The organism is Pseudomonas sp. BNK-15, assembly GCF_047456105.1.
GTDB lineage: Bacteria > Pseudomonadota > Gammaproteobacteria > Pseudomonadales > Pseudomonadaceae > Aquipseudomonas > Aquipseudomonas putida_E.
This window is the reverse complement of the sequence record NZ_CP179898.1, coordinates 4,670,245-4,696,102: the sequence shown is the minus strand read 5'-3', so window position 1 is coordinate 4,696,102 and position 25,858 is coordinate 4,670,245. Positions and strand designations below refer to the sequence as shown.

Annotated in this window: 27 protein-coding genes and 4 pseudogenes; 3 read left to right on the top strand and 28 right to left on the bottom strand. The window is 54.2% G+C overall.

The window, feature by feature from the left end:
• Positions 1-66: 66 nt before the first annotated feature.
• The 7 genes from ACMGF5_RS21495 to ACMGF5_RS21465 all read right to left on the bottom strand — a co-directional run bounded on the left by ACMGF5_RS21495 (position 67) and on the right by ACMGF5_RS21465 (position 9,156).
• Complete coding sequence (locus ACMGF5_RS21495; protein ID WP_414157180.1) at positions 67-1,125, bottom strand: lipocalin-like domain-containing protein; 1,059 nt, start codon at positions 1,123-1,125, stop codon at positions 67-69.
• Entirely contained in the window at positions 1,115-3,574 is a 2,460-nt protein-coding gene (locus ACMGF5_RS21490; protein WP_414157179.1) for an ABC transporter permease, read from the bottom strand. The genes ACMGF5_RS21495 and ACMGF5_RS21490 overlap by 11 nt, the downstream gene beginning before the upstream one ends.
• The gene (locus ACMGF5_RS21485) at positions 3,574-4,230 is read right to left on the bottom strand and encodes an ABC transporter ATP-binding protein (RefSeq protein ID WP_414157178.1); all 657 of its coding nucleotides are present in this window, start codon (positions 4,228-4,230) and stop codon (positions 3,574-3,576) included. Before ACMGF5_RS21485 ends, ACMGF5_RS21490 begins: the two co-directional genes overlap by 1 nt.
• Positions 4,231-4,318: 88 nt before the next feature.
• A complete protein-coding gene (locus ACMGF5_RS21480) occupies positions 4,319-5,092 on the bottom strand; it encodes an IclR family transcriptional regulator (RefSeq protein WP_115274961.1) in 774 nt (257 codons plus the stop codon).
• A gap of 69 nt (positions 5,093-5,161) precedes the next feature.
• Positions 5,162-6,619, bottom strand: coding sequence for an amidase (locus ACMGF5_RS21475; RefSeq protein WP_414157177.1), 1,458 nt, complete (start codon positions 6,617-6,619; stop codon positions 5,162-5,164).
• Complete coding sequence (locus tag ACMGF5_RS21470; RefSeq protein WP_174141367.1) at positions 6,616-7,926, bottom strand: citrate-proton symporter; 1,311 nt, start codon at positions 7,924-7,926, stop codon at positions 6,616-6,618. The genes ACMGF5_RS21475 and ACMGF5_RS21470 overlap by 4 nt, the downstream gene beginning before the upstream one ends.
• A gap of 60 nt (positions 7,927-7,986) precedes the next feature.
• Complete coding sequence (locus ACMGF5_RS21465; RefSeq protein ID WP_115274964.1) at positions 7,987-9,156, bottom strand: M20 aminoacylase family protein; 1,170 nt, start codon at positions 9,154-9,156, stop codon at positions 7,987-7,989.
• Positions 9,157-9,637: 481 nt separating this feature from the next.
• Here ACMGF5_RS21465 and ACMGF5_RS21460 point away from each other — a divergent pair, with 481 nt between their 5' ends.
• From ACMGF5_RS21460 to ACMGF5_RS21450, 3 genes are all read left to right on the top strand, one after another.
• Complete coding sequence (locus ACMGF5_RS21460) at positions 9,638-9,880, top strand: hypothetical protein (RefSeq protein ID WP_042111452.1); 243 nt, start codon at positions 9,638-9,640, stop codon at positions 9,878-9,880.
• 164 nt (positions 9,881-10,044) lie between these two features.
• On the top strand, positions 10,045-10,314 hold the full coding sequence (locus ACMGF5_RS21455) for a DUF3077 domain-containing protein (RefSeq protein WP_115274966.1): 270 nt from the start codon (positions 10,045-10,047) through the stop codon (positions 10,312-10,314).
• A gap of 331 nt (positions 10,315-10,645) precedes the next feature.
• Positions 10,646-11,164: a hypothetical protein gene (locus ACMGF5_RS21450; RefSeq protein WP_174141368.1), complete on the top strand. Its 519-nt coding sequence runs from the start codon at positions 10,646-10,648 to the stop codon at positions 11,162-11,164.
• Between the two features lie 127 nt (positions 11,165-11,291).
• Here the strand turns inward: ACMGF5_RS21450 and ACMGF5_RS21445 are convergent, their stop codons facing one another.
• The 21 genes and pseudogenes from ACMGF5_RS21445 to ACMGF5_RS21345 all read right to left on the bottom strand — a co-directional run bounded on the left by ACMGF5_RS21445 (position 11,292) and on the right by ACMGF5_RS21345 (position 25,835).
• Positions 11,292-12,074 (bottom strand): hypothetical protein, encoded by a 783-nt coding sequence (locus tag ACMGF5_RS21445; protein WP_174141369.1) that lies wholly within the window; start codon positions 12,072-12,074, stop codon positions 11,292-11,294.
• 235 nt (positions 12,075-12,309) lie between these two features.
• Entirely contained in the window at positions 12,310-12,750 is a 441-nt protein-coding gene (locus ACMGF5_RS21440) for a hypothetical protein (RefSeq protein WP_414157176.1), read from the bottom strand.
• A 7-nt stretch (positions 12,751-12,757) separates the two neighbouring features.
• A complete protein-coding gene (locus tag ACMGF5_RS21435) occupies positions 12,758-13,309 on the bottom strand; it encodes an RHS repeat-associated core domain-containing protein (protein ID WP_414157175.1) in 552 nt (183 codons plus the stop codon).
• 34 nt (positions 13,310-13,343) lie between these two features.
• Positions 13,344-13,533 (bottom strand): annotated as a pseudogene (locus ACMGF5_RS21430) (hypothetical protein); the annotation flags it as partial.
• A gap of 184 nt (positions 13,534-13,717) precedes the next feature.
• Positions 13,718-14,416 carry an SMI1/KNR4 family protein gene (locus tag ACMGF5_RS21425; protein ID WP_174141373.1) on the bottom strand — a complete coding sequence of 233 codons (699 nt, stop codon included), beginning with the start codon at positions 14,414-14,416 and terminating at the stop codon, positions 13,718-13,720.
• A gap of 422 nt (positions 14,417-14,838) precedes the next feature.
• Positions 14,839-15,309: an SMI1/KNR4 family protein gene (locus ACMGF5_RS21420; protein WP_174141374.1), complete on the bottom strand. Its 471-nt coding sequence runs from the start codon at positions 15,307-15,309 to the stop codon at positions 14,839-14,841.
• Positions 15,310-15,606: 297 nt separating this feature from the next.
• Positions 15,607-16,173 (bottom strand): hypothetical protein, encoded by a 567-nt coding sequence (locus ACMGF5_RS21415; RefSeq protein ID WP_174141375.1) that lies wholly within the window; start codon positions 16,171-16,173, stop codon positions 15,607-15,609.
• Between the two features lie 341 nt (positions 16,174-16,514).
• Positions 16,515-17,901, bottom strand: a pseudogene (locus ACMGF5_RS21410) (RHS domain-containing protein); the annotation flags it as partial.
• Between the two features lie 75 nt (positions 17,902-17,976).
• On the bottom strand, positions 17,977-18,762 hold the full coding sequence (locus ACMGF5_RS21405; protein ID WP_174141376.1) for a hypothetical protein: 786 nt from the start codon (positions 18,760-18,762) through the stop codon (positions 17,977-17,979).
• A gap of 61 nt (positions 18,763-18,823) precedes the next feature.
• Positions 18,824-19,144, bottom strand: a pseudogene (locus ACMGF5_RS21400) (sugar-binding protein); the annotation flags it as partial.
• A 327-nt stretch (positions 19,145-19,471) separates the two neighbouring features.
• A complete protein-coding gene (locus ACMGF5_RS21395) occupies positions 19,472-20,032 on the bottom strand; it encodes a hypothetical protein (RefSeq protein ID WP_414157174.1) in 561 nt (186 codons plus the stop codon).
• Positions 20,033-20,111: 79 nt separating this feature from the next.
• Positions 20,112-20,549: an NTF2 fold immunity protein gene (locus ACMGF5_RS21390; protein ID WP_174141377.1), complete on the bottom strand. Its 438-nt coding sequence runs from the start codon at positions 20,547-20,549 to the stop codon at positions 20,112-20,114.
• Positions 20,550-20,755: 206 nt separating this feature from the next.
• Entirely contained in the window at positions 20,756-21,328 is a 573-nt protein-coding gene (locus ACMGF5_RS21385; RefSeq protein WP_174141378.1) for an imm11 family protein, read from the bottom strand.
• Positions 21,329-21,791: 463 nt separating this feature from the next.
• Entirely contained in the window at positions 21,792-22,223 is a 432-nt protein-coding gene (locus ACMGF5_RS21380) for an NTF2 fold immunity protein (RefSeq protein ID WP_231386196.1), read from the bottom strand.
• Positions 22,224-22,376: 153 nt separating this feature from the next.
• On the bottom strand, positions 22,377-22,646 hold the full coding sequence (locus ACMGF5_RS21375) for a hypothetical protein (protein ID WP_174141379.1): 270 nt from the start codon (positions 22,644-22,646) through the stop codon (positions 22,377-22,379).
• Positions 22,647-22,686: 40 nt separating this feature from the next.
• Entirely contained in the window at positions 22,687-23,280 is a 594-nt protein-coding gene (locus tag ACMGF5_RS21370; protein ID WP_174141380.1) for a hypothetical protein, read from the bottom strand.
• Between the two features lie 102 nt (positions 23,281-23,382).
• The gene (locus tag ACMGF5_RS21365; RefSeq protein WP_231386197.1) at positions 23,383-23,571 is read right to left on the bottom strand and encodes an AHH domain-containing protein; all 189 of its coding nucleotides are present in this window, start codon (positions 23,569-23,571) and stop codon (positions 23,383-23,385) included.
• Positions 23,572-23,651: 80 nt separating this feature from the next.
• Positions 23,652-24,335: pseudogene (locus ACMGF5_RS21360) on the bottom strand (RHS repeat domain-containing protein); the annotation flags it as partial.
• Between the two features lie 122 nt (positions 24,336-24,457).
• Positions 24,458-24,841 carry a hypothetical protein gene (locus tag ACMGF5_RS21355; RefSeq protein ID WP_161872486.1) on the bottom strand — a complete coding sequence of 128 codons (384 nt, stop codon included), beginning with the start codon at positions 24,839-24,841 and terminating at the stop codon, positions 24,458-24,460.
• A gap of 12 nt (positions 24,842-24,853) precedes the next feature.
• A complete protein-coding gene (locus tag ACMGF5_RS21350; RefSeq protein ID WP_404601726.1) occupies positions 24,854-24,985 on the bottom strand; it encodes a hypothetical protein in 132 nt (43 codons plus the stop codon).
• Positions 24,986-25,241: 256 nt separating this feature from the next.
• The gene (locus ACMGF5_RS21345) at positions 25,242-25,835 is read right to left on the bottom strand and encodes an SMI1/KNR4 family protein (RefSeq protein ID WP_414157173.1); all 594 of its coding nucleotides are present in this window, start codon (positions 25,833-25,835) and stop codon (positions 25,242-25,244) included.
• Positions 25,836-25,858 lie beyond the last annotated feature (23 nt).

Genomic DNA, 25,858 nt, shown 5'->3' with positions numbered 1-25,858 from the left:
TGCCCGGGCCTCACCAGCGGCAAACCGATGCCCGCACAGGTACTGCACCCAGGCAGGTGCAGTACCTCAATAGCCCGTCATTTCCAGATACCCACGCCCCTCCTTACCCACACGCACCGGGCCTTCCCAGTAAGGGAAGCGCGTGCCCATCCAGGCCTTGGGCTCCAGCGCATCCACCTCGACATCCACCTGTATCGCTGGCACCTTGACCCGCCAACGGGTGGGCACCTTTTTGCCATTGTCCTGCCGCGTCCAGGCCAGCGGTGTCAGCTCGATCTGCCCGCCCTGCAGCGCACGCGCCTGCCCTTGGGCATCGACCCAGGTGCCCGCGCGGTAAGGCGGCCCCTGATCCTCGCGCACCTGGAACAGCATCAGCTTGGCGCCCGTGCCCAGGTGCAGCGAAAACCAGTCCCAGCCACTTTGCCCGGCGGCCAACGGCTGGCTGCTCCATTCCCGGTCAAGCCAGGCCTGCCCTGTGACGGCGACACGCTGCCCCTCTCGCTCGACCTCGCCACTGACCGTGTAGAACGGCTGGCTGTAGTAGTACGACGCCTGGCCCTTGCCGGATTTTTCGCTGTAACCCTGCACACCGTGCAGCAGCAGCGGCTGATCGCTGGTGAGGGCCAGGTCATAACCAAACCCTTGGCCCCTGGCCCGCATCTGCAGGCGGTCGACTCCGGGTTTGCCCTGCAACGACCAGTCGTTGATCCACGCCCGGAACGGTTGTGCCTCGACGCCCGCCTGGCCAACCCCACCGCGCGCCAGCGTTTCACTGACCTGGTGGCCGCCCGGGCCGGTCAGCGCGGCGTGGCCCATCCACAGGTTGGGGCTGTTCCAGTTCCAGGTCTCAGGCCCAGGCCGCAAGGCGGAGCGGAACAACGTCCATTGCACACCCCAGTCACGGCCCTGGGCATCGCGCAGGTTGGCGGTGACGTACCACCATTCGATACGAAAGCCCCCATGCGCGCCATGGTCACGTGGGAATGCCAGCGCATGCCCCGGTATCACCTGCCTGAACGCCGCCGCATCGTCGCCCAGGCCCGCATAACTCTTGGGTTCTGGTGCAGGCGGGTCGCACCCTGCCAGCAGCAGGCAGGCCATCAATAGCAAGGTTTCAGCTTTCATCGGCAAATTGCCTCAACAGCGCGCCTGGCTGGCTGCGTGCCAGTTGCCACAACGGCCAGGCACTGGCCAGCAGGCTGGTCAACAGGCCCAGCACGGCCAGCTGCACCAGTTGCCCGGTAAATACATGCCAAGGCAGACGCCAGCCGAACGCCTGCACATTCACCACCGCCACCAGGCACCAGGCCAGCAGCAGGCCCAAGGGGATCGCCAGCAGCACGGTGAAGCAGCTGAGCATCAGCGTTTGCCCCAGGCTCAGCCAGGCCAGCCAGCGCCGTGGTACACCCAAGGCCCACAACGGCGCCAACTGCCCCAGGCGTCGCTGGCTCAAGGTCAGCTGGCTGATGAACAACGCCACGCCGGCAACCCCCAGGGTCAGGCTGTTCAATGCCGCCGTGACCGCAAAGGTGCGGCTGAACACTTCGCTGGACCAGGCTTTGAGGCGGGCCTGCTCCACCACCTGATTGTCATCCAGGGCATAGCGCCGTTGCAGTTCATCCTTCAGCGCAGCCACCCGTTCAGGCCGCACCAGCAGGCTGAAACCCGCGAGGCTGGCCGCTGGTGCATGGCTACGCAACCAGGCGGCGTTGACCAGCACATGGCCCTTGGGGTTGCCATAGTCGGCATGAACGCCCACCACGGTCATGGCCTGGGGCGGCTCGCCAGGCAACTGCAGCGTCTGCCCTACAGCCAGGCCAAGGCGCCGGGCAAGTTGCTCGCTGAGCATTGCACCACGGCCGGCGGCCAGCGCCTGCCAGGCGCCCGGTGCCTGCTGCAGCAGTGGCCAGTGCTGGCGGTAGAAAGGGTGATCATCCACCCCCTGTACCTGCACCGGCCACTGCTGCAGGCGCCAGTCCACCCGCCAGCTGGGCAGCACCGCGCTGACGGTACGGTCTGCCAGCAAGCGCGCGTAGATCTGCTGCGCCTGCGCGCTGTCGCGGGGCGTGACGTACACATCGGCGGCCAGGCGCTGGTCCAGCCAGCCGATGAAGGTGCGGCGAAAACCTTCGGTCATGCCGCCAACCCCGACACTGGCGGCCAAGGCCAGCAACAGCGCCATCAACGCCAGGCTCAAGGCCGGTAGTTGCTGGCGGCTGTCGGCAACGAACCACTGCGCCAGCGGGCGCTTGCACACCCGCGCCAGGCCGCCGAGCAAGAGCGCCAGCAACCCCGGCAACACCAGCGCCGCCGCCAGCAGCAAAGCCGCCAGCATGCCGAATGCACTGGGCAGCCCATTGCCCAGGTAGCCGCAGCCTGCCGCCACCATCAGCAGCACGGCGCCGGCGCCACCCTGGCGCCGCAACCACGGCACTTGCGCCAGGCGCCAGGCCTGGGGCTGCGCCAAGGCCAGCAATGGCAGGCGCGCGGCACGCAGCAGGCTGTCGAGCCCCGCCAGCAGCGCGCCCAACAGGCTGACGGCAATGCCTGCCAGCCACCACGTGGCCGGCAAGTGCAACTCCCCCGCCACCTGGGCGCCATAAAGCCCGCGCAAGCTGGAGGCGAAATCAGGCAGCATCAGTGCGGCCAGCAGGTAACCTGCAGCCACGCCTGCCACGCCGCCCAGCACGGCAAACAACCCCAGCTCCAGGGCAAGGGCTGCCAGCAGCACCTGCAAGCTCACGCCGCAAGCGCGCAAGGTGCGGATCAACCCGCGCCGCTGTTCCAGCGCCAGGCCAATGGCCGCATGGGCAATGAACAGCCCCACCACGAAGGCCAGCAGGCCGAGGGCGGTGAGGTTCAGGTGAAAGCTGGCGGTCAGCCGCTGCAGGTCGGCATCATCGCCGGGCGGCTGCAGCTTCAGGCTCGCCGCAATGTCGCGCGGCAGTGGCCGGTCACTGTCGCTGAGCAGCCACGACAATTGCCCGGGGGCATTGAGCAAGGCCTGCGCCTGGCCGATGTCGACCACCACCACACCCGGTGCCAGCTGCGCATGCAGGGTAAGCGGCGGCAATACTTGCCCGTCCACCGTGGTCAGCTGCTCGCCGGGTTGACGCCCCAGCTGGCGCAGCGTGTCCGGGCCCACCCACGCTTGCCCCGGCGTACCCACGAACGCCTGCAGGTCAAAATCCTGCACATCGGCACCGGCAACGGCCATGCCCGGCAACAGGCCAAGCGGCTCGATCCCGACCAGGCGCAGCGTAACGTGCGGCGCTGCAGCCAGGCGCAAGCGCCCTTCCAGCACCGGCGTCACTGGCCAGCCCAGCCTGCGCAATTGCACATACAGCGCCTGGTCGAAGCGCTGCCCCGAGCGTGCCACCAGTTGCGGGCGGGCAGGCCCGGCGAGCACCGCACTGGCTTGTGCGTAGTCGTTGCGCGCCTGGGTGTTGAGCGCCTGAACGCCGGTCCACAGGGCCGTGGCCAGCCACAAACCGGTGAAGATGCTGATGCACTGCAGCCGGTGACGCCACCAATGGCTGCACAGGGCCTGCACGGTGATCCGCAAGCTGTTCATCACCCCTGCACCCGGCCCATCTGCAGCACGCAGCGGCGCTGCAGCATGGCGGCCAGGCGCTGGCTGTGGGTCACCATCAGCACGCTGCTACCCGCCTCGTGCACCAGCTGCAGCAGCAGCGCCAACACCTCGTCGCTGCTGGCCTCGTCAAGGCTGCCGGTGGGTTCGTCGGCCAGCAGCAGCAAGGGCCTGCTGGCCAGCGCGCGGCCAATGGCAACGCGCTGCTGCTGCCCGCCAGACAGTTGTTCCGGGTAGCGTTGCAGCAACGGGGCCAGCCCCAACCGGGTGGCCAGGTGCGTCACCCAGACCGGGTCATGGCGCCCCGCCAGGCGCGCCTGGAAGGCCAGGTTGGCGGCCACGTCCAGGCTGCTGATGAGGTTGTACTGCTGGAACACCAGGCCGATACCCTCGCGCCGCCAACGTGCCAAGGCAGCTTCGCCGCGGTTGTCCAGGGGTTGGCCATCGATCAGGATGCGCCCGCTGTCGGCGCGGTCCAGCCCCGCCAGCAGGTGCAGCAAGGTGCTCTTGCCGCTGCCGGATTCGCCCATCAGGGCCAGGCTGCTGCCGCGTGCCAGCGTCACGTCCACCCCGCGCAGCACCTCCAGCGGGCCTTGGGCGGTGGCGAACGACTTGCACAGGTTCTCGACGACCAACATTGGGGGGGGCCTTATTTGCCGGGTCAGACTGTAGGCATAGCTGCAAACGCCGCTTTGGGGCAAATGGCTTGTGCTGTTTTCACTGGCCTCAGTTCACCAACGCGTGCTGCACCTGCCCCACCGTCGCCGCCAAGCTGTTCAGGTGCAAGCTCAGCACCCGCTCCACCGGTGCCTGGTCCAGCGGCCAGTGCAGCGCAATGCTGCCCGCCAGCCGCCCCTCCACCCGCACCGGTAAGGCAATCGCCCGGATCAGGAAAGGCAAGCGCACGGGGTATTCCCAAAACCCTTCGGTGCGCTGGCCAAAGCCTTTGTGCCCATCGGCCTCGATATCGCGCAACAGTGCTTCATCGCCCACCCGCTCATGCGTCGCCAGGCGCTGCACCTCAGCCGGCGCCAGCTCCTTCAGGCACGCCCGGCCCATGGCCGAGTGAAACAAGCTGGCATGCTGCCCGACGAGCTGGCAGTTGTGCGGGTAGCGCTTGCGCAGCACCTGCGGAATGGCGCTTTCCATCACCTCCAGCCGCTCGCCGTCGAAAGAAGAAAGGTCCGCCACCAACCCGGTGCGCTCGCAAAGCTCCAGCAGCAACGGCGCCGCGCGTTCCACCAGTTGGCGCTTCAAGCGCAGCTGGCGGTCGCCAAACAGGCGCCGGGCACACAAGCGGTAACGGCGGTCGCTCAGGCCACGGTAGACCCAACCCTGTTCCTGCAAGGTGGCAAGCATGCGCGATACCGTGGCCTTGGGCAGTGCCGTCAGGTAGTGCAGCTCTTCGAGCCCCAGCGCCTGGTGCTCGCCAAGCAGTTCGACGATCGCCAGTGCCCGCTCCACCGAGCGCACGCCACCGCTGTCTGCGGTAATACCCATGGGTTCGACCTCCCTGTCTGTGCGTGGTTGGTCATCATGCCCAGCAAGATACGGGCCTGCCCAGGGCTTTCAGCGCGCCTGCAAACACCCAGGCGGCCGCCGCGCTACCCAGCGCGTCAGTTGTTCATGGGCATAGGCCAGTTGCAGCACGGCGTGGTCGGCCTGGGCCGGGCCGATGATCTGCAGGCCCATCGGCAGCCCGGCGGCGTTGAAACCCACCGGCACGCTCATGCTCGGCAGGCCGGCCAAGGTCGGGCCAATCACCACCTCCATCCAGCGGTGGTAGGTGTCCATGGCCTGCCCGCCAACCACCTTCGGCCATGGCTCGGCTGCGTCGAATGGGAACACCTGGGCAGCCGGCAGCAGCAAATAATCGTAACGCTCGAACAATTTGCCCAGCGCCTGGTACCACGCGCTGCGGTCCAGCGAGGCCTGGTAAACGTCCGCTGCGGTCAGGCGCAGGCCGCCCTCCACCTCCCACTGCGCCTCCGGCTTGAGCTGGGCGCGTTTGCCCGGGTCGGCATACGCCGCCCCCAGGTTGCCGTGCACCAGGAAGTGGCGATGGGTGAGCCAGCATTGCCATAAACGCCCCAGGTCGAACCCCGGCTGGCACGCCTCGACCTCGCAGCCCAGCTCGGCGAAGTCTGCCAGCGCCGCCTGGCACAGGCCCATCACCCCCTCGTCCATCGGCAGGTAGCCGTCAAAGTTACCCAGCCAGCCAACCCGTACACCCTTGAAATCGCGCTGCAACCCGGCGGTAAAGTCACGCGGGCCGTCACTGAGCGACAGGGGCGCGCGCGGGTCGTGCCCGGCCTGCACCGACAGCAACCGCGCCACGTCCGTCACCGTGCGCCCCATCGGCCCCTCGGTGGCCAGCTGCTGCACGAACAGCTCCGGCGTTGGCCCGTACGGCACCCGCCCTTGCGAAGGGCGCAGGCCGAACACGTTGTTGAACGCTGCCGGGTTACGCAGCGAGCCCATCATGTCGCTGCCGTCGGCCACCGGCAGCAGGCGCATGGCCAACGCCGCTGCGGCGCCGCCACTGCTGCCGCCTGCCACACGGCTGTGGTCGTAGGCATTGGTGGTGGTGCCGAACAGCGTGTTGTAGCTCTGCGAGCCCAAGCCGAATTCCGGCACATTGCTTTTGCCGACAATGATCGCCCCGCTCGCCCGCACCCGCGCCACGCTGATGGCGTCATGCGCCGGCACCTGCTCGGCAAACAGCGGCGAGCCCAGCGTCGTGCGCAGCCCCGCCGTGGCCGCCAGGTCTTTGACTGCCTGCGGCATGCCATGCATCCAGCCACGCGACTGGCCGGCGGCCAGCTCACGGTCGCGCACCTCAGCCTCGGCCAGCAGCACCGCGCCCTCGCGCAGCGATACCAGCGCATTGACCTGCGGGTTGAAGCGCTCGATATGGCCCAGGTAGGCCTGCATCACTTCACGGCACGACAACTGGCGCGCGTGGATCGCCTCGGACAGCGCCTGGGCATCGAGGGCGACGATCGGGTCGATGGCTAACGGGTTCACGGTTTAACTCCAAGGTTGAAAGCGACAGCCTTGCCAGCGCGGGGTGCTTCTTTCAGGCAATAGGTGCCCAGCAGCGTCAACAGGCAGGCGAACAGCACATAGAACGACGGCGCCACCGGGGTGCCGAGCACCTTGCTCAGCCAAGTGACAATCAACGGGGCAAAGCCGCCGAACACCATCACCGCCACGTTATAAGCCACCGACACCCCGGTGGAGCGCACCTCGATCGGGAACTGCTCGGCCAGGGCGGTTGGCGCCGGGCCGAAGAAGCCGCCAATGGCGGTGCACAGCAGCAGTTGCATCACCAGCAGGCGCTCGATCGACGGCGCTGCGGCCACCCACACGTACAGCGGGTACACCATCACGAAAAATGCCAGGGTAAAGGCCATCAGCACCGGCCGCCGGCCAAGCCGGTCCGACAGCGCTCCGGCCAGGGGGATGACCACGGTCATCAGCCCCACGGCCAGCATCTGCACCAGCAGCACCTGGTCCAGTGGCAGGCCAAGGTTTTTGTGGGCGAAGGTGGGCATGTTCACCAGCACTACGTAAAACGACACCGTCGCACCACAGGCTAGGCCCATCGAGACCAAAAGGCTGCGCCGATGCTCCCGCAGCACCTGCCACAGGCCGGGCGCCTGGCCCTTGGACTGCTTGCGCGCCTCCAGGAATTCCTCGGGTTCTTCCATGTGTTTGCGAATCCACAGCCCCACCGGGCCGATCAGCAAACCGATCACGAACGGAATCCGCCAGCCCCAGCTGTCCAGCGCCTCGGGCGTGCACAGGTGGGTCACCAGCGCGACCATCCCCGCCCCGCTGAACACCGCCAGGCACTGCCCCACCAGCTGCCACGAGCCATACAGCCCCTTGCGGTGGGCCGGTGCGCTTTCCACCAGAAACGCCGTGGCACTGGCGTACTCACCGCCCGTGGCAAAGCCCTGCAGCATGCGCGCCACCACGATCAACAGCGGCGCGCCCATGCCAATGGCCAGGTAGCTGGGGGCAAAGGCGATCATGGCGATGGACACCGTCATCAGGCGGATGATCAGTTGCATCGCCGCCTTGCGCCCCTTGCGATCGGAATAGATGCCCAGCAGCACCCCGCCCACCGGCCGCATGAAAAAGCCCACGCCGAAGGTGGCCAAGGCCATCAGCAGCGAGGCGTACTCGTCGTCGGAGGGGAAGAACTGGCGGGCGATGATGCTGGCCAGAAAGCCGTACACGATAAAGTCATACCATTCCAGGGCATTACCGATGACCGCCGCGACCACTTGCCGGGTACGCGACGCGCCTGTGTGTGAAGTCTGCATGCGGAACACTCCATCAATCTGTTGGCCAGAAACGGCGGCGGGCTGCAGCTTGAAGCTTCCCTAGTTGAGCCAGCGCTCGGTCAGGGCGCCCCAGTAGGCGGCGCCGGTCAGCAGGATGTCGTCGTTGAAGTCGTAGGCAGGGTTGTGCACCATCGGCCGCTGCACGCCGTTGCCGATGAACAGGTAGGCGCCGGGGCAGCGCTGTAGCATCCAGGCGAAGTCTTCGCTGCCCATCAGCTTGCGGGTGTTGCCGTCCACCGCCTCGGCGCCGAGCAGCTCGACGCCGACCTGGTGGGCAAAGGCGTTTTCGTCGGCGTGGTTGACCAGCACCGGGTACGCCGGGCGGTGTTCGATGCTGGCGGTGCAGCCGTAACTTTGGGCCTGGCTAAGGATGATCGCCTGCACCCGCTCCAGGGTCTGCGCGCGCACCTCGGCGTTCAGCGCACGCAAGCTCAAACGCAGCAACGCCTGCTGCGGGATCACGTTGGCCGCCTCGCCTGCCTGCAGTGCGCCCACGGTGACCACGGCCGCCTCCTGCGCATCGATATTGCGCGCCACCACGGTTTGCAGGGCCATCACCACACTGGCTGCGGCCACCAACGGGTCGACCGTCAGGTGCGGCATGGAGCCATGCCCGCCGACGCCTTCGATGGTCACGGTGAGCAGGTCCTGCGAAGCCATCATCGGCCCTTCTCGAAAGCCCAGGTGCCCCGCCGGCAACCCCGGCATGTTGTGCATGCCGAACAGGGCGTCACACGGGAAGCGCTCCAGCAGCCCATCGGCCAGCATCGCCTCGGCGCCGCCCTGGCCTTCCTCGGCCGGCTGGAAGATCAGCGTCAGCGTGCCATCGAACTGGCGCGTGGCCGCCAGGTAGCGTGCCGCGCCCAGCAGCATGGTGGTGTGTCCGTCGTGGCCGCAGGCGTGCATGCAGCCCTGGTGGCGGCTGGTGTATTCAGCGCCGGTGGCTTCTACGATGGGCAGTGCGTCCATGTCGGCACGCAGGCCCAGTTTGCGTGGGCTGCTGCCATTGCGCAGCACGCCGACCACACCGGTTTTGCCGATGCCGGTGTGCACTTCGTAGCCCCAGTCTTTGAGCAGTTGCGCGACCAGGGCCGCGGTGCGGCTTTCTTCGAAACCGAGTTCGGGGTGGGCGTGGATATCGTGGCGGATGGCGTGCAGGTCGCTGGCCACGTCGTTGAGCCAGGCCAGGATGTGCTGGTGTTGCTGCATGTGGAATCTCCTCGCGCGGGTGGGTCCCGTTCTTGTTGTTCGCTTTGAGATCACGACGGTTGAGGCAGGTCGTGGTTGCGCACAGATAAGCGCGAGTGGGGCGGGAGCACAATTGAATGTGGTTTCACGTGGTGGAACATCACATGGGCGGGGATGTTTTCCTACAGAAACCGGCTGAAAAAATCAGATTAATTCCCTTTCTTGTAGTCCGTTTCCCAAAGATACTGCCGACGCCTGTTTTTCGTTGCACGCGCTAAACGTGGGCCATAGTCTCGGCCGGTCGCTGCCAATCGGCGATACGGTTTTGACAGACCGTGAGTCACTGAGAGCATGTGCAATGCCTGTTATGGCAGCTGTACGTGGGGCACCTCTGTGTGCGCCGGGATTCTCAGTGCCCTCGGTCTGTCAACCCACGAACAGCTGCCACCCTTTCCGTTTGACAGCGGATTAGCGGCAGCCCTACAGGCACTGAGAGGGTTTTATGCTGAAGATAGTCCCCGATCCACCCTACACTTCCCACTCCCTGGAAGACACACTCATGATGGCTGCTGACTACGCACTTTGCGCAGAAGCCGTTGCCCAGCAGGCGATGATGATGCAACCCAAATCGCCCTCCTCCTTGTTGATCATGACCTCCATGCACGAGCTCGAAACCTTGCGCAAATTGCTTGAGGTGGCCTTGGCGCAAGTGCAAATGCCGACAGAGCCGAGAACGCTGCACTAAGTCGCATCACGTCAGGCCTGGCCTGGCTCTTTCAAAGGCTAACCACTCGCACGGCGCCGCCCCTGAGGTTGTAGACGACCCTTAGGCGCTCGGTGAACCCGTGTGGGCCCGGCTTGCCAGCGAAAGGGCCAGCCCAGGCACCCGCATTTTCAGGGAGCCAACCAATGCCAAAAGACGGCACAAACGAATACACCACACCCGGTAAAACCATGTTCTACCAGGCAGAGGGCCAAACCCAACCCCTGTTCTGCATCGCCCCAGGCATCCCCTGCCAAGATGCCCGGGAGCAAGCCTCGGAGCTGATGGGGTGTGTGCGCGACCTGACCATCACCGGGCTGATGGAAGAAAACCCGCAACTGATCTGGGCGTCCTATTACCTGAGCGCGCTGGCCAAGGCGCTGCTGGATGATGCCGAGTTGGGGATGCAGCGGTAGGTCAGCAAGCGGCGGGCTCGCCCATCGAGGACAACTTGGCTCCGTACGAAAAGTTGTGTATCGCTGCCACCGTTGGAGCTGGCTTGTCAGCGCCTTCAGGAGTTTTCATACAAAGCCAAGTGATGGGCCAGTTCGATAAGGCGATGGGGTGATCATGGGCTCTCAAATGGCCCGATTATGGCACCAAAGGAGTACTAGCCAACGTGATCTCACGTGGGGAACTTATCTACCAAACGTGATTATACAGCGCGTACCCACACGCTAGTACAGAAGCGATCAGAATGAACGCAGAAATCCTGCGACCTTCATAAATATGGCTCCAAGGCACTACATGTACCAGCCGCTCAGGCGGCACGCTTTTCAGAAAACGGTAGCGAATGATGAAGTACGTGATGCTGATCAGGGGATAAATGAATACGGCTATCCCTGCGGCATCCAGGCCGCCAAAAAGCGCCAGGAACGCTGGGGTAAACAGGTAGGCACACTTCACCCAAAAGTCCAGTTCTACAAGGTGGTCATGGACTTCACCGCCGGGGTGCTGCGCTTTTTTCGTACGTTTGCTCGTCCTTGCAGGCATTTGAAATCTCCTTTTTCACTTATTGCGGCTTGGCACGCACAGATAGCCTTGCCTGGGACAAGCCCAGTTATGCTGCTACTTTGGGATCCTAGTGACACGATACGTCTGTTTAAATGCGAACTCCCTCAAGGCAGAGATAGCAGCCTCATCATCAGGATCCTGATAATTCAATCCTTGCACCGCATTGAATGCATCAATCCAACATTTATCAAAGGGTGGCTTATCTCGCTTCCCGAGAATAACTTCCCAATTCTCGACACCCGCGACAACTGATTCAAAATAACCATTGCTTTGAATCATATGCCTAAGCGCAATCAGGCCTTCCATATAACCAACTCCGTTTAGCACCACACTTTTGACATTAAAACTCAAGACGACAACATAATCGTGTACAGGCGCACTACTTATTTGGCGCGAAGCAATGAAAGCTACCACGCGAATTGGGGTATGACCCCATAAGTACAAAGCTATTCAAAGCCTCGACCAATTTTGAGTGGATCAGTACCTCTTCATCTTTTCTGTTACGAATGAGAGTAAACACGCCTTTGCTTGCAGAAAGAACTTCCACCACATCCCCGTTGGAGTTCGTGACTTCAATAAACCCACTTACTACACCGCTGAGATTATCTATCTCAGCCAGCAGAGCAGGATACTTCATCAATACGCCAGCCTCATCAACACCAGTCTCCGTGACTGGATTATCAAAATACACCTTGATTTTAGGGCAAACATTCCGATCCCAGCGAAAGATGGGGATCATTCGTTGAATCATTTCTTTAAACTCCGCTTCAGATTCAGCACCTGAAAACTCGCATCTATGCATCGGAATACAAAGGTATAGATTCCCTCTCTTGCTTTCCAGGCGACCTTTTAAACTACCGTGATAGGTATTAGGTACGACTAACGCATGAGAAAACCCATATTTATTGGGCGAAATCGCAAATACGACAGTCTTATCCTGACTCAAGCAATCTGGTGCTTGATCAGCAACTGCTACAGAAAAATCCCTATCACTTATATTTTCAGATATAACGAGTAAATCTTGTTCATCTGCGTTTTTCAAACAATATTCATAAGTTGACTTAGGCAGCTTGTGCTGAAAAAAATAGCAACCAGCGTACTCATCCACGCTAGCGAACGATTGCAGTAGATCATCCTTAGAAAGCATACCAACCTCACTCATAATCGGGGCCTACGTCCTGCCGATACCTTACACCATCAGCGGCCATTTCAGCACCATAGGAACTATTAGGAGAACGCAACCGAATAGTCATATTATTTGTTTCGCTTATAGAAATCATTTCGCGCAGCATGAATAGAATCATAGCCCTGTTCATTCCTGCGTTAATAACCGGGTTATTATACTCATGTGATCTCGAAAAACCTCCGCATAAAGGCCTGCAACGTCAAAGCCACATTTAGCGCTGAGGGCGCTGAATGCCGGGGAACAAAAACTCTTTAGATGGATCCCAATTGATTCCCGTTTCCCGATAATTCTTAATGCGCAAAACAATCTTCTCAGGATCTCCAACCATACCACATAGTTCGTATCGGTGAATCAACTTCAAGTCATCATCTGGAGAAAGAGCCTCCTTGATTACTTGCGCACCAATATTAGAATAACTTTCTGATAGCTCTATGAGTTTTGCGCCAGTGTTTCCTGGAGTACCAAATATCGCCGATAGCATACGCTTTTCCACAGGTCTTTCGTTTGGTGCAGCATACTCACAAGAAACTAGAGCCGAAAATATTTTTTTAATATTCTTTATCGAAACAAAAATCGTGAACAACACATTAGTTTTATTTAAGTTCACCCCACTCCAATCATCATCACTCACAAAAATATCAAAAACCTCCAAGAGATAATTAGTCCTCATTTGTGAAATAGCATACAGATCTTCTTTCACCTTGATGCTTAAAATCAAACCGTCTTGCCACTTTAAAGATTTCAACATGCCGTCGCCCTTTTAATTTTCCGCCAGCTTTTTCCTCACCACTCGGCGCTCTATGTTTATCAGCAGCCGCGAGATAACGATCTCTATTTGGATTATTCACACCCACAGGATTTTGTTTGTTTGATGCACCTTTCAAACCATCTCTATCCTCAAACACCCCCTGCTCCAAACCCCTCGCAATATTTTTTCCTGCTTGACCATCACCTACTAAGAACGGCACAGGCGACACATCAAAATGCGCAGTGCTTGAGTATCTGTAATTCAGCACCTCTTGGGCTGAATGACCTAAACCAGGCTTACTTGCATAGCCACTGTAAGGTTTGCCTTCTTTTATACCTTCGTACGTAATGTGTGCCGCATTAGCAGGAGCCCCAGCCCAACCTAGTGGATCTAACCAAGTAAGTGGATTGACTGCATATTGATAAAGATTAATACCGCCAAGAAGAGCAACCGAGTCTTGCATGACAAAACGCCCCAGCTCAGAATCGTAATACCGGAAACTGCACCTCCAGCTCGCGGCCGAGTACGTCCGTGGCCCAGATGATGCGCTGGGCGAAGTCGTAGCGGAAATGGAAGTGTTCGCCGTCGCTGGTCCAGTGCTCGACCACGCGGGGCTGGCCGCCAAAGGTTTCCCAGCGGGAATGGTAGGTCACGTCCAAGGGCGTTGCCGTGACTTGCCATCCCACCGGCGACATTGACGCGATCCCCACTTGAGAAAGCCTGCTAGTGTACACACGCAAAATCTGAACCATCCAGAGCAAGCATCGACAAACATAAATACCAGGCTTAGAGTTTGGCTACATTTAAAACCGACTAAGCAAGAAGCTTGACCAACACCCCGACATCGCCATCTTTAGCGGGAAGTTAATGTTCAATGAAGCTTGGCAATCAACTCATCGCGAGACTTAGTATCTTCCAAAAACATTGCCATCCAGGCATCCATCACCTGAAAAATGTCAACCCCTTTTTCTGGTGCCATAGGATCTTCATGCCACCATATCAAACCTTCCGTATCATCCTGGTGGTTAGCATCTACCGCAATAAAGTCCCCGCCGCCGTTTGAAAACACCGCAATCCAGTTTTCAGCAAAAGAGTCGTCCTCCTCATCAACTAAATTCGAAACACGTAATTGGTCACTTAGGCTTAGCGGACCCATTGAGCGCGCGGGGAAGAACGTGTACCCATCGTGCACATCGCGATAAAAGTCTTGGAGTCTGCTAGGAAGATTCATGAATTCTCCACTCTCAATACCCCCCTCAACAGGCATCCCACCTACGTAATAATAGAATCCGCTGGCATCATGAAAGATATACAGCAGTTCAACTTTATCCCCTAGCAGCAACGCCGTGCCCAGCAAACTGTCGTTGAACAATGCAATTACGGATGGAAATTCATTTGAAAACACACTCCAACCCTGAGGATAAACAGGTGAACCTTCAAGGTTGAGCCCAAATTGCTCCCAGCTTTTAGGCAAGCCAATACCGGGAGGGACGTCCTTGCGATCGAAGCATATTATACGATCAGAGAAAGCATCCTTAACATCTTGAAAAATATCATTAAGCGTAATCATTTCACTTTCCCCGCAAAAAAACCAGCGATCAGTTCCTGTAATTCACCCTCTAATTTGGCCGCTCGCTCCATCATACTACTTCTGAAGCCAGGTTCAACGTTCATCCCACCCTTTTTATAACGTGTCCATTCTGCATAGATTTTCGCACCTCGTCAGGTCTTAGCAGTCTCTCTCAGGCTATGGAAATCATGGCTTGTGATTAAAAACCTCAACTTGCTGCTCAAAGGCCTCACACTTCCTCATCAATTTTAAAAGCAAGGCGGCGGCAAAAACTGAGCAAGCCTATGAGACCCTTAAAGTCACTGACAGCCAACCATATCAGTCGCGCCTAGCAACAGCTAACTAGCACAACGCCGACGACACACCTGGACTCATTACAAGAGACCCGCCACCTACAGCAACCAAGGTCCGATACTTTACCACTATAGCTCTTTTATTGCCTGCCTGATCATATCGCTAAAAAACTCTTGAAAATCTTGATAAATTACTTTCTTATCCTTTGTCCTTTTGAATGAAAGCCCAGTCTCTACTATTACCGGCTCACCAGCAGCCCCAATAATAGAGGTATCAATTGAATATATAGGCCCATATCCCGAGGCCTTAACTACGATCATCGAAGCGTCCGCATCTCCATCTTTCCGAGCGCTTCTAGTAGCAAAGGCCACACTGGGGATAGCAACAGCGTCAACGCTACTCTTGGTAATTCCGTAATAAGTATCGCCTACAAACGACAAAGCGCCATATTTTTTGAGGAATTCTTTGTACGAGCTAGGAAATTTAACTCCTAACGCATTCTCAAAATCAATTATAACCTCATCTGTCGCCCCACCAGTAAACGCGGGGTCCTCGCCGCTAGAGTTAATCTCCAACTCCAAAAGATCAATGTAGCTCATAGTAAACCTCTTAAACATCCAATGTCCGCAGCTTCCAAAAACTGCTTATAAATATTTCTAGGCAACATAAATCCTCCTATATCACTCAGCCACAACAGATTTTTCCTGTGGCACCATCTAGTTTTCCTTTCCGCCCAGGTGCTCCTCCAACCCATATATCGCGGCCACCCTTACCAGTTGGATGATAGAGTGCATGATTGGATTTATGGTTCACTCTTTCGACTAAAGACCTCTGATCGAATCAGGCTCATGCAAATGATGTTTCCAATAAAATTCAACTCATCACTGCGATGATTTTTACCAACCACCCAACTCAAAGCTTACATCATCTACAGAGGCATCTTCCGAAACACCGGACAAGCTGTCCACGGTTTGAAGTCCCAAGCCATAGCCGCAGTTGGACAATGGCTTACGAAGCCCTACATACCCGTTGATTGTTAAGTTGTAAACACCTGATTCAACTTCAAGGAAGTCATTACTCGGAAGCCGGGAATCATAATTTTCTTTGTAGTTCAAAAAAAAGTCATCACCCCACTCAAAAAGAGCATTCAAATCAGAAACAATTAAAACACCCGATTCGACTTTTAGTGGGAAGCCAGAGTAAGAGAATTTTGGTACTGGCAACTCATACTCAGCACCATTCACACACTCAATGAAAATTGAGTAATCCTGCTCTGATATTTGATAAAGTGGGCATACCACACCTTGTTCAATGGCTGACCTGCCTAAGCTCTCGCTTTGAATGAACCGCTCAAAAACGTTTGCGTCTGTCACACCGTTATACTTTATAAAGCTTGACAGAACCGTCGGATCAAAAAATACAATCCCCGGCGAAAACAATTCAATCTGTGCATTTTGCTTCATTACCCACATCCTCCTGAAGAATTAATATTTGGAGTCTTGCCTAAAGACTTGGTAAGCACCTCACCGATTGTTACGTTTTTCGCAAGCACCTCGCCGGTGCGCGGGATTTTTAGTGTTCCTTTCTGAGGAAAGCCTTCATATGCCTTATCTTAGTCCCCAGTTCTGGAAATCCGTGAACGCTCGCATGAGCGCGCGGAAAAGGATGATGCCCCATACCGTCTGGTTTCAGAGGCTTCCAAAATGCCATCCAGCCCCATGGATCCAGCCACGATGATGGATTTGGTGCATAGCGATAAAGGTTAAGTTGGGCCTGTCCCGTGACAACGGACGCCAAGAAGCCGATTCTGCGTCCCAATACTGTCCTTGGAACCTCAGATTCTGCTCGACATCATTGACCGTCATCTGCTCGATCGCGCCCCATGACCGATACGTCGCCTGCCAGACAATCTCGCCCTGGCTATCGGTCAACTCCAGCGGCTTTCCGATCTGGTCGGTATGGAAATAATAGACCTTCTGCTCTTCCCCTTCCGCCTGGTCAACCCGCGCCAACGGCGCATAGCTACCCGGCTCGTAGAGATACAGAATGCTCTGCCCCGGCGTCTCCTCACGCAACATTCGCAGGCCTTGCCAGAGGAAGTGCTTCTGCCCCGTCGCGCCTTCGGTTTCAGCGGTTTTGGCAATCCGCCGCCCAGGCTGTCATAGCGGTACGTCCCGACACTCCGCAGCTGCCCATTCACGATCATTTCAGCACGCACCAGACAACTCTCGCAGTCATAGGCAAAGCTCTGCAGCTAGCTGTGCCCCGAGCGCTGCTCGATCTGATTGACCCACGGATTGCAGCGGTACTCCTGATCGCGCCAACGCTTGATACGGTTGGCCTTCACCTTCTCCAACTGCCGCGCATTGAAGTCCGGGCGGTTGGCAGCCGGCTCGTAGCGGAACTCTTCGCTGTCGACCAAATAGCCGGTATCGTGGCCGTGCAACTGGCCGTTGGCTTCGTACTCGTACTTGATCTCGCCGCGCAGCTTGTCCAGCGTGCGTACCGGTTCACCCGCTAGGTCGTACTGGTAGCGACGGTGAATCGGATTGTAGGCGTGCTCCGCCAGCAGGGAGGTGTTGATGCCGCGGTTCTGCACTTGCGACAGCTTTTCTGCACGCAGCGTCGAAGCAAACTGCCAGGCCTTGCGTCACATCGCGTCGTAGCCAAAGCAACTGGTGAGCTTGCCATGCGTGCGGTACACCTCGCGGTACAGGTCATCGCGTTCCATGCAGGTGCAGATGGCCGCTGCCGTAGTACAGGTGGTTGGCCTTGCGCCCGTCCGGCAAGGTCAGCGTGGTCAGGTTGCTCAGTAGGTAGTATTCGTAGCCGAGTACGCCTTGCGGTGTGATTTCCTGAGTCAGTCGGCCCAGCAGGTCATAGTTGTACTCCAGCTTTTCTTCGCTCACGCCCAGTTGCTTGCCGATGCTGGTTGGGTGTCGCTCAATGCTCAACAACCGGTCAACTTCGTCGTATGCATAATCCTTACGGGCATCACGGTTGAGCTTGGCCAACAAGCAGCCAATCGGATCGCGCTCGAACAGCGTATTCCGTTCAGGATGCTCACCGTTCTCGCCGTAGCCAATCTCATCGAACCGGGTCAGATAGCCGCCTGTGTCATAGCTGAAGCGTCGGGTCAGGTTGTCGACCCGCACTTCTTCAATCAAGCGGTCCGATGCGTCATAGGCAAAGCATATAGCTAGGCTCTGCGAGCAAATAACTGGCCCGGGCAGTACCTTTCGCAAAAAAATTGCTCGAAATAAAAATCAAAAACGCTTTTTGACATCCGGTTTTTTCCATGAAATTAGGATACCGGCCTCGCCCAGAGACTTATTTACGTTTTGAAGCTGGTCGGCCTCGACGTACCACAGCCAAGTCGAGGAGGTTAATGTCTCGAGTGATCCTCGCCCGCCACTCTCACCAATCCAATCTCTCAGCACCACCCCCTCAACGTACGCCTCCAAATGTCGGCTACTTAATAGATTAACGGGATACACCATCCTCAATAAATCCTCCTTGTAGCGCTCTCGCCCCTGAAATCTGCCAGGCACTTCTTTTTTAAATGCAGATGAATTTTCGTACGGATATATCGCCACCATATTATTACCAGTAGCGTAACTAAATGCCTTACTTACTTTTTCGCAGTTATAGATAATCCCATAAGGCACTACAATATCAGCACTGATATCTTTAACAAATTTTATCAGGCTCTCTAGCCCCACAGAACCCTCAGAACATTGGCCATCAAAGTGATAGAAGCTGCCAAAGTCATTCGTAGAATAACCAAAGGATGCAAACCAAGGGATAGCACCTGGTGACTCGTTGTATATCCTAAACGCAGTAGCTGTACCGTTATTCACTCTCGCCTCAAGCTCGGCCAACTCCAAGGCTACAAGATCGTGATCGCCAACATGATCCTCATCACTCAAATATGTATAATAACCCGCACCTGTAATCGACAGATTCATGCAAGCAAAAAAGTGCTTAGCAAATTTCAGGGCCAGCTTAGGATTAACGTTTTCAACACCGTATAAAGCCAACGCAACAGACATATACCCACCTATATTCCAGAAATCAAATCATCAAGCAAATACTTCATGTCAGAAGCACTATATAGTACAGGTGGTTGACCTTACGCCCGTCTGGCAGGGTCAGCGTGGTCAGGTTGCTGAGCGGGTCGTACTCGTAGCCCAGCTTGCCGTTGGAGGTGGTCTCCTGCGTCAGCCGGCCAAGCAAGTCGTAAGCATATTCCAGCTTTTCCTCGGTGACCCCGAGCTGCTTGCCCGCACCCGTCGGGTGGCGTTGAATGCTCAGCAGCCGGTCGGCTTCGTCGTACTCGAAGGTTCGACGTGCATCGCGGGATGACCTTGGCCAGCAATCGCCAAACGCATCTCGCGCGAACACGGTGTCGAGCTCAAGGCGCGCACCGATTTCCGCGCATCTACTTGCGAAAAAGGAGGACACAATATCAAAATACTAATGGCGCCCCCTTAAATTTTATCCAATTAACTTCTTAAAGAGCTCAACCCAACCGGCATTGACACTACTGCCGCTCATTACTAGGGCGCAACTTCAAACCATCACTACTCTGGGGCAAAATATTCCAGCACTGCAATATGCCAAACACCACCCCTCAGTAGAGAATTTCACATAGCCAACGAGCTGTCGAAACTTAACCAGGACCATCACCAAAAACATCAAGAAGCATATTAACCACTCAGGATGGAAATCGTTGTTCCCGATAACCATTTGGGAAAACATTTACAATTCTGAGCAGCTCATCACCGCTATACTCAAAAAAACTTCGAATTCAGAAAACTCACTATCGGCATGCTCTTTTTGGCGCACCATTATTTTCTCCAGTTGCGTTCCGGAGTATGCGTATGCCGAGTCACTGCAGCCAAACGCCCCCCAATTCAGACCTCGATAAATCAACTCACCCTCTACAACTGAAAGCGAAATATTTCTTAGCCTACCGACACTGGTGAAATGGGTACGTTCAATTGAAACGTCATCGTACTTATAAAACTCTTTACTTACTATATTCTCTGACTGACCATACACCTCTACAAACACAATACGTTCCCTTTCATCCAGGTGGTAGACATGGGTATTCTTTATGTTTGCAGGTAACTTTTTTAGCAGGCGCCCCTTTTTAAAGCCCGCGCGCTCAATCTCATACGGGCGCACATTATAAAAAGCTCCTTTGCTTATTACTTTTTTTGAAACTAGCGGTAGAGCCTCGGACAAATACGCCTCCATAGACTCAGCAGCACTGGAGTTAATTGTTTCAAATTTTTCTTTAAGACAATCTAATTCCATACAAAACCATCCCCCCAATATCACAGCAAGCCACGACAACCTTGCAAAAGCAAAATAATATCACGCAATACGCTAGTCACTAAACATAAGTTCTTTGCCACTTCTTATCATCCTGTAGATCTCGCCTACTAACCTTGCATAAACCCCCTTCCACAATGAGACTCAACTTAAAACAAGCGCGCAACCCTGTATTTTTTCTGATAATGACTGAGACCTCACTTCCCTTGCCATCGTAAATCTCAACGTCATCATTAACCAAATCGTACTCTGGAGATCTGCCGCAAACTATATTTTCGACACGATCATAGTTTCGGCCCTCGTCTACTACATATTTTTTAAAAACAACCAAAAGGTCATTTCTCAGACTCTGCTCAAGGCCATCCTCTAAGGAGTCATCCGTGAAGGCCTGCAAACTCTTCTTGTAGCCAGATGACTCCCACTCATTCATGGCAGTCATAAATCCTAGCAGCGCCTCTCGATAATCATCACGCAAATTAGTTACTGAAGACATTTTCATCGACCAGATCACCATTTTTAAACACGTTATAGAGGACGTTAGAGGCCTTGTGATCACCTGATTGAGCTCTGGTAACGAAGGATTTCATTCCTCTTCAAAAAAGCGGCACATCATCAGTTTCTATAGCCCTAGCATAGAAATTAATCATAAAATCTCATAGTGATCTGCCCCCACCCGCACACCCACTTCTAGCATCCTAACAGCATTTAAATATCTTCAAGGTCGGCCCATGGATCATATCTGTAGGCACTATCAACCTTTGTAAACGAAATCCCCTTCAAATCACTTGCAGCTAGCAAGAACCGTTCACTGCAAAATAACTCCAACGTCTCCTGGCATCGAAAAATATCACTTTCTATAGCATCAGACAGTACAAACAGATCTATTCGATCAATGCTTATTGAACCAGGATAGAGCGGACTATTAATAACGCCGTCAGCCTGAATGTCCTTTGATAATTCATATATAGACTGATCCTTATCCATGCCAGCTAAACTTTCGCCCGGAAGGAAAATAAAAAAATCACCTTGCCTAATTTTTTTCCCTGATTTCAATTCAAGCGGAACAGCCCTATATTTGGCGCCTAGACGGTCGCAAACACTTAAGAATCTTTTTGAGACATAGATAGCGCCAACCTGATGGAAATCAAAGTCTATACTTTCTAGCTCTACATCTAAATTCTTCAAAGTGAGACTATAGTCATGCTCTATTTTCAAATTCTCAGGATTTGGCTCATAGGGTTCCCACTCAAATTTCTCGCAGTTAAAAAAACCTGCCATGCTTACGGGGCATCCCTCATCCGTCGAGTCATAACTTATAACGTAATAATTTTTCTCACACAAACTCATAAAAGGCGCCCAGTAATTGCATCCACAACAAATTTGTTGGCTTCAAGCCATTCTCTGGCAAAGTTTTGAATCTTACTAATTTCTAATGCTAGCTGGGTATCTGATAGCTTTCCAGCCTCAAAGAACCTATTAAAGCTTGAAGGCGGGACCTCCCCCGGCCATGGGTTTCGGAGAAGAGATCAGCAACCACAGCCCTGGCCTCACCCGAGAGTTCGTAACGCTTTGCCATCACAGGATTCCTTTCCGTCGATGGCATAGGACTCTACAAAATCTCAGCGCTTGAGGGGTGGCGGTTGGATTTCTCGGGCTTCCATACAGAGCCTCAGGCTTACCGAGCATCGCCGTTGACCTTGGCCAGCATCCGGCCAATGCCATCGCGCTCGCACTAGTGTATCTAAAGAGGAACCCGCTTCCACTTCTCATCAAAACTCAACATCTCCCTCTTTTTTATCTTCCACTCCCCTCCCTTGACAACCAGATAGAATCTAGAACAAATTTCTGCCCCTTTCACTTGTTGTACTTGCACTACCAAACTACCATCACTATCAGATACTAACTGAACCTCGTCGCTTACTGGGTCATAAGTTGCCGGCCTTGTACAAACCAGATCAATCAATCTACCATAATTCGACTTATCCTTTAACGCATACATATCAAGTATCCGCTCCAATTTCAAGGCATAAACCTTTTTCAACTCTAACCCATCCTCACCCTTACTTAAGCCATCTTTGCGCTTATCAAAAAACTCACACTCCCACTCATTCATTTCCTGCATGAATTTTTTAAGCTCTTCGGGAACACCTTCTTTAACATCATTTCTGGCCATATCAGTTTCCAAATATACCTTCGAGAACTTCCTCACTCTTACGATATACATCATACGTTATCGATGTAGGTCGAGCACCGCCATTACCGTAAATAAAGTTAAGTTCAACGTCGACAGCCCCCTTTTTTACTAACTAGGTTTGCAATTTGTGCTTCAAGGGCTCGGAACTGCCCTCGATTGATATCTTAGAAAATCCTCGAAGCTTGTTGCATCATGGGCATCAACCAAGAGTTGAGGGCCAAACGCCAAGGCGGGACCTGCTTCATAACCCAGCTCTTTCTTTCTTATCAGCCTCGCAAACCCATACTTTTTCTCATCAACTTTAAAAGCAAGGATATCGCCCCAAGTGTATTTGATGGTTTGATTCTTGCGCACTAAAGCACCCTCACACTTATCTGAGCCAATTTCCAGATCATGGAACAAGCCGGACCATTAACCTTGAGAGATAACTCAATCCCAATAGCTAGATTCTATAAACGTAAACTTTTGAATCTTTATTGCGAAAATATAGCCCTGTAACATTTTCACCATCTCGCTCTACGAATATCTCTGTACCAGGAACACTATTACTGGCATATGTAATCATGGACACTACCCGCCCTTCTTCACACCTATACTCATAACACCAGTATTCACCATCTTCGTCCAGGCAACATGATATATTTGGAACTCCACCTTCAAATACAACCCCAGATGCCCTAACCGCCTCCCCGTCATCGTCAAAACGTACTGAATAAGTCGACTTCCCCTCCACCTGATATATCTCAGCTTCTATCACTGTAGAGTTCACACCATATACATCAGACTTATAAAACCCACACTGCTCCGCAGAATAAAATTTAAAACAATTTTTTTTGCTCTTTGGCTCCGAACTCAGGATCGGAGACGGAGTCACCCCAGACAGTTCCAGCCCATAAGGCAATACAGAAAAGCTTGGACCTTTAGACCATTTTATCTCTTCACTTGCAATGTACTGCATATCTGCGCCTTCAGAAAGATCAGCCTCAAGCTTAGACTTTAGAATCTTAAGTAAGCTCTTAAATTGATCGGGAACCACAGCTACCTCCTAACAGCAAAAGTCTTACCACTATTTAATTGCTCTTTCAGTTCAGCAAGCCCACTCAAAAACTCTTTCTTCGTTGTTCTACCAACCAACGAATCATATACATGTTTTGTAGGCATTCCCATGTATGCCGGCACCCTTGTGCGGCGTTGCCAGTGTACCGGGAACTCTAGCAGATTCTGTATTTGGCAACCAAATTCCATTTTTCTTGTCATTTATATCGATTCCCAGTTCTTTCATTTGCTTTCTCAAGGCTATCATTCTGACGTCCTTTGAATTGGACATAATGATGTGATGCGCATCATACTGCCCTCCGCCTACTGGTTTACTCCCGAGGCTGTCTGCAAGTTTTTCGCGTCGGACCCACAGGACAGACCAAGTGGATCTAACCATAGGATCGGATTTAGAGCATACTCATAGAGATTCATTCCACCGTCGATACTCAACGGATCTTGCGTTACGAAACGCCCAATCTGCGGATTAAAATATCTATAAGTATTGTAATGTAGTCCTGTCTCAAGGTCACAGTATTGGCCTTGAAAGCGCAGGTTCTGCTCGATTGCATTAACCATCAGCTGGTCAATCGCGCCCCAAGACCGATATGTCGCCTGCCAGACAATATGGCCTTCGCTATCAGTCAGCTCCAGCGGCGTACCAATCTGATCGGTGTGGAAGTAGTAGACCCTCTGCTCCTACCCTTCCGCCTGGTCAACCCGCGCCAACGGCGCATAGCTACCCGGCTCATAGAGATACAGAATGCTCCGCCCCGGCGTCTCCTCACGCAGCATCCTCAGCCCTTGCCAGAGGAAATGCTTCTGCTCCGTCGCGCCTTCGATTTCAGCGGTTTTGGCAATCCGCCGCCCCAGGCTGTCATAGCGATAAGTGCCCGTACTTTCCAGCTTGCCGTTGACCAGCGTTTCGGCACGCACCAGCCGGTTCTCACAGTCATAGGCAAAACTCTGAAGCTTGCTATGCCCCGAGCGCTTCTCGATCAGGTTGCCCCACGGGTCGTAGCGATACTATTGTTTTCGCCAGCGGTTGATACAGTTGATCTTGTCTAACTTCCGCCAACACTGCAGGCTTGCGATCGACTGCCTTAAATACATCTAAGACCAATCGGACGCCAAAAAACAATAAACAGCATTCGCACTTAGGTCTTTCCACTCCTCTGCTACATGATGAGCCTTACATGGCTACCATCAAAAATATCCTTTAAATACGAGCGCAACAAAGCAACTTTCTCTTTAGATGAATTTATCTCATCAGGGAATCTTCCAAAGAATCTACCCGCTCCGCAATGCCCAATAAACTCCTGTTTCACTACTACCTCTAAGCCGTCACTATGCAGAATGACTTCATCGATAGAATTTGCTACCTCATGGCTAGACTGAGCGGTTTGAAACCCAATACCTTCATCAATATAAATATTATCTTCATCATCTAGTCGCGTTATGACAATATAACCATTGGGATCAATAGGATCATCGCCTAGCGCAATTGTAACCACCCCGTCCTCTTCATAACACTCTATAGTTGATGCAATAAATTCACTCATATTTACACCTACCTATCCGCAACCTGAACCAGATACCTTCTGAGTCTTTTTCGACTTAGCGCTCCAAACTCCAGAAGACTTAGCATCACTAGATGGCCACTTATACTCTACATCTGCTCCTGTAGCACCTTTGAAACTATTCATCTTCAATCATATACGAGATCATCTGGAGCAGGAGTATCATTCAGCTGAGAAATGCGCAGTGTGGGCCCAACCAGCAACGCCTCCCTTAAAAATTCCATTTAATGAGCAAATTCAGACTATAAATCAGCAAATTGAAGAGCACCACCGTAAGCGACCAAATGGGCAGGACCATCTTTTACAACAAAAGATTACGCGATCTGAGGACCAACGGCGTAAATTTCGACCATGAAGTAACTCATAACTTAGAATCGTAAAATCACCTAAATTCAATAATATGCGAAAATCTTTTTAGGGCCTCCTGGTATTTCTGAGCGTAAACAGATTTCATTACAACCTGCCCAGATTCAGCCAATATAGCCTTTAGCTGCACAATCGAATAATTTAGCCCTAGCATTTTCTTTATATCAACAACTTCTTCAATGCTTGGCTTGCAGCTTCCCTTACTGAAGATGTCACCTAAACCAGCTGTCGCGACCTCTCCCTCATCCTCCTCAATATAATCTAAAAGCTTTTCGATAGTTTCGAATCGGTCACATCCGTCCAGAGTCGTGCTCCCTGAATCCACAAGAAAAAAATCCCCCTCCCCACATTTATTTATTAGTATTAATCGGCCACCAGAATCATCTCCAACGGCAATCATTCCTTTAAAATTATCTTCGACTTCAAATGTATTATTGCGCTCTTCAATATCGCTAACGGAATAAATCAAGACCTGATCATTCAAGAGTGCTCCATCACTTTTTCTCCAGAAGTCAACAATCCATGCTCTATTGGAAATACCAAGAGCGTTACGCAAAGCTTCAATGCTCGCAACAGAAGCAGCCCCGTGACGCTCAGTAAAAACAACCATCAGTTAAATGCTCCCAAAGCTTC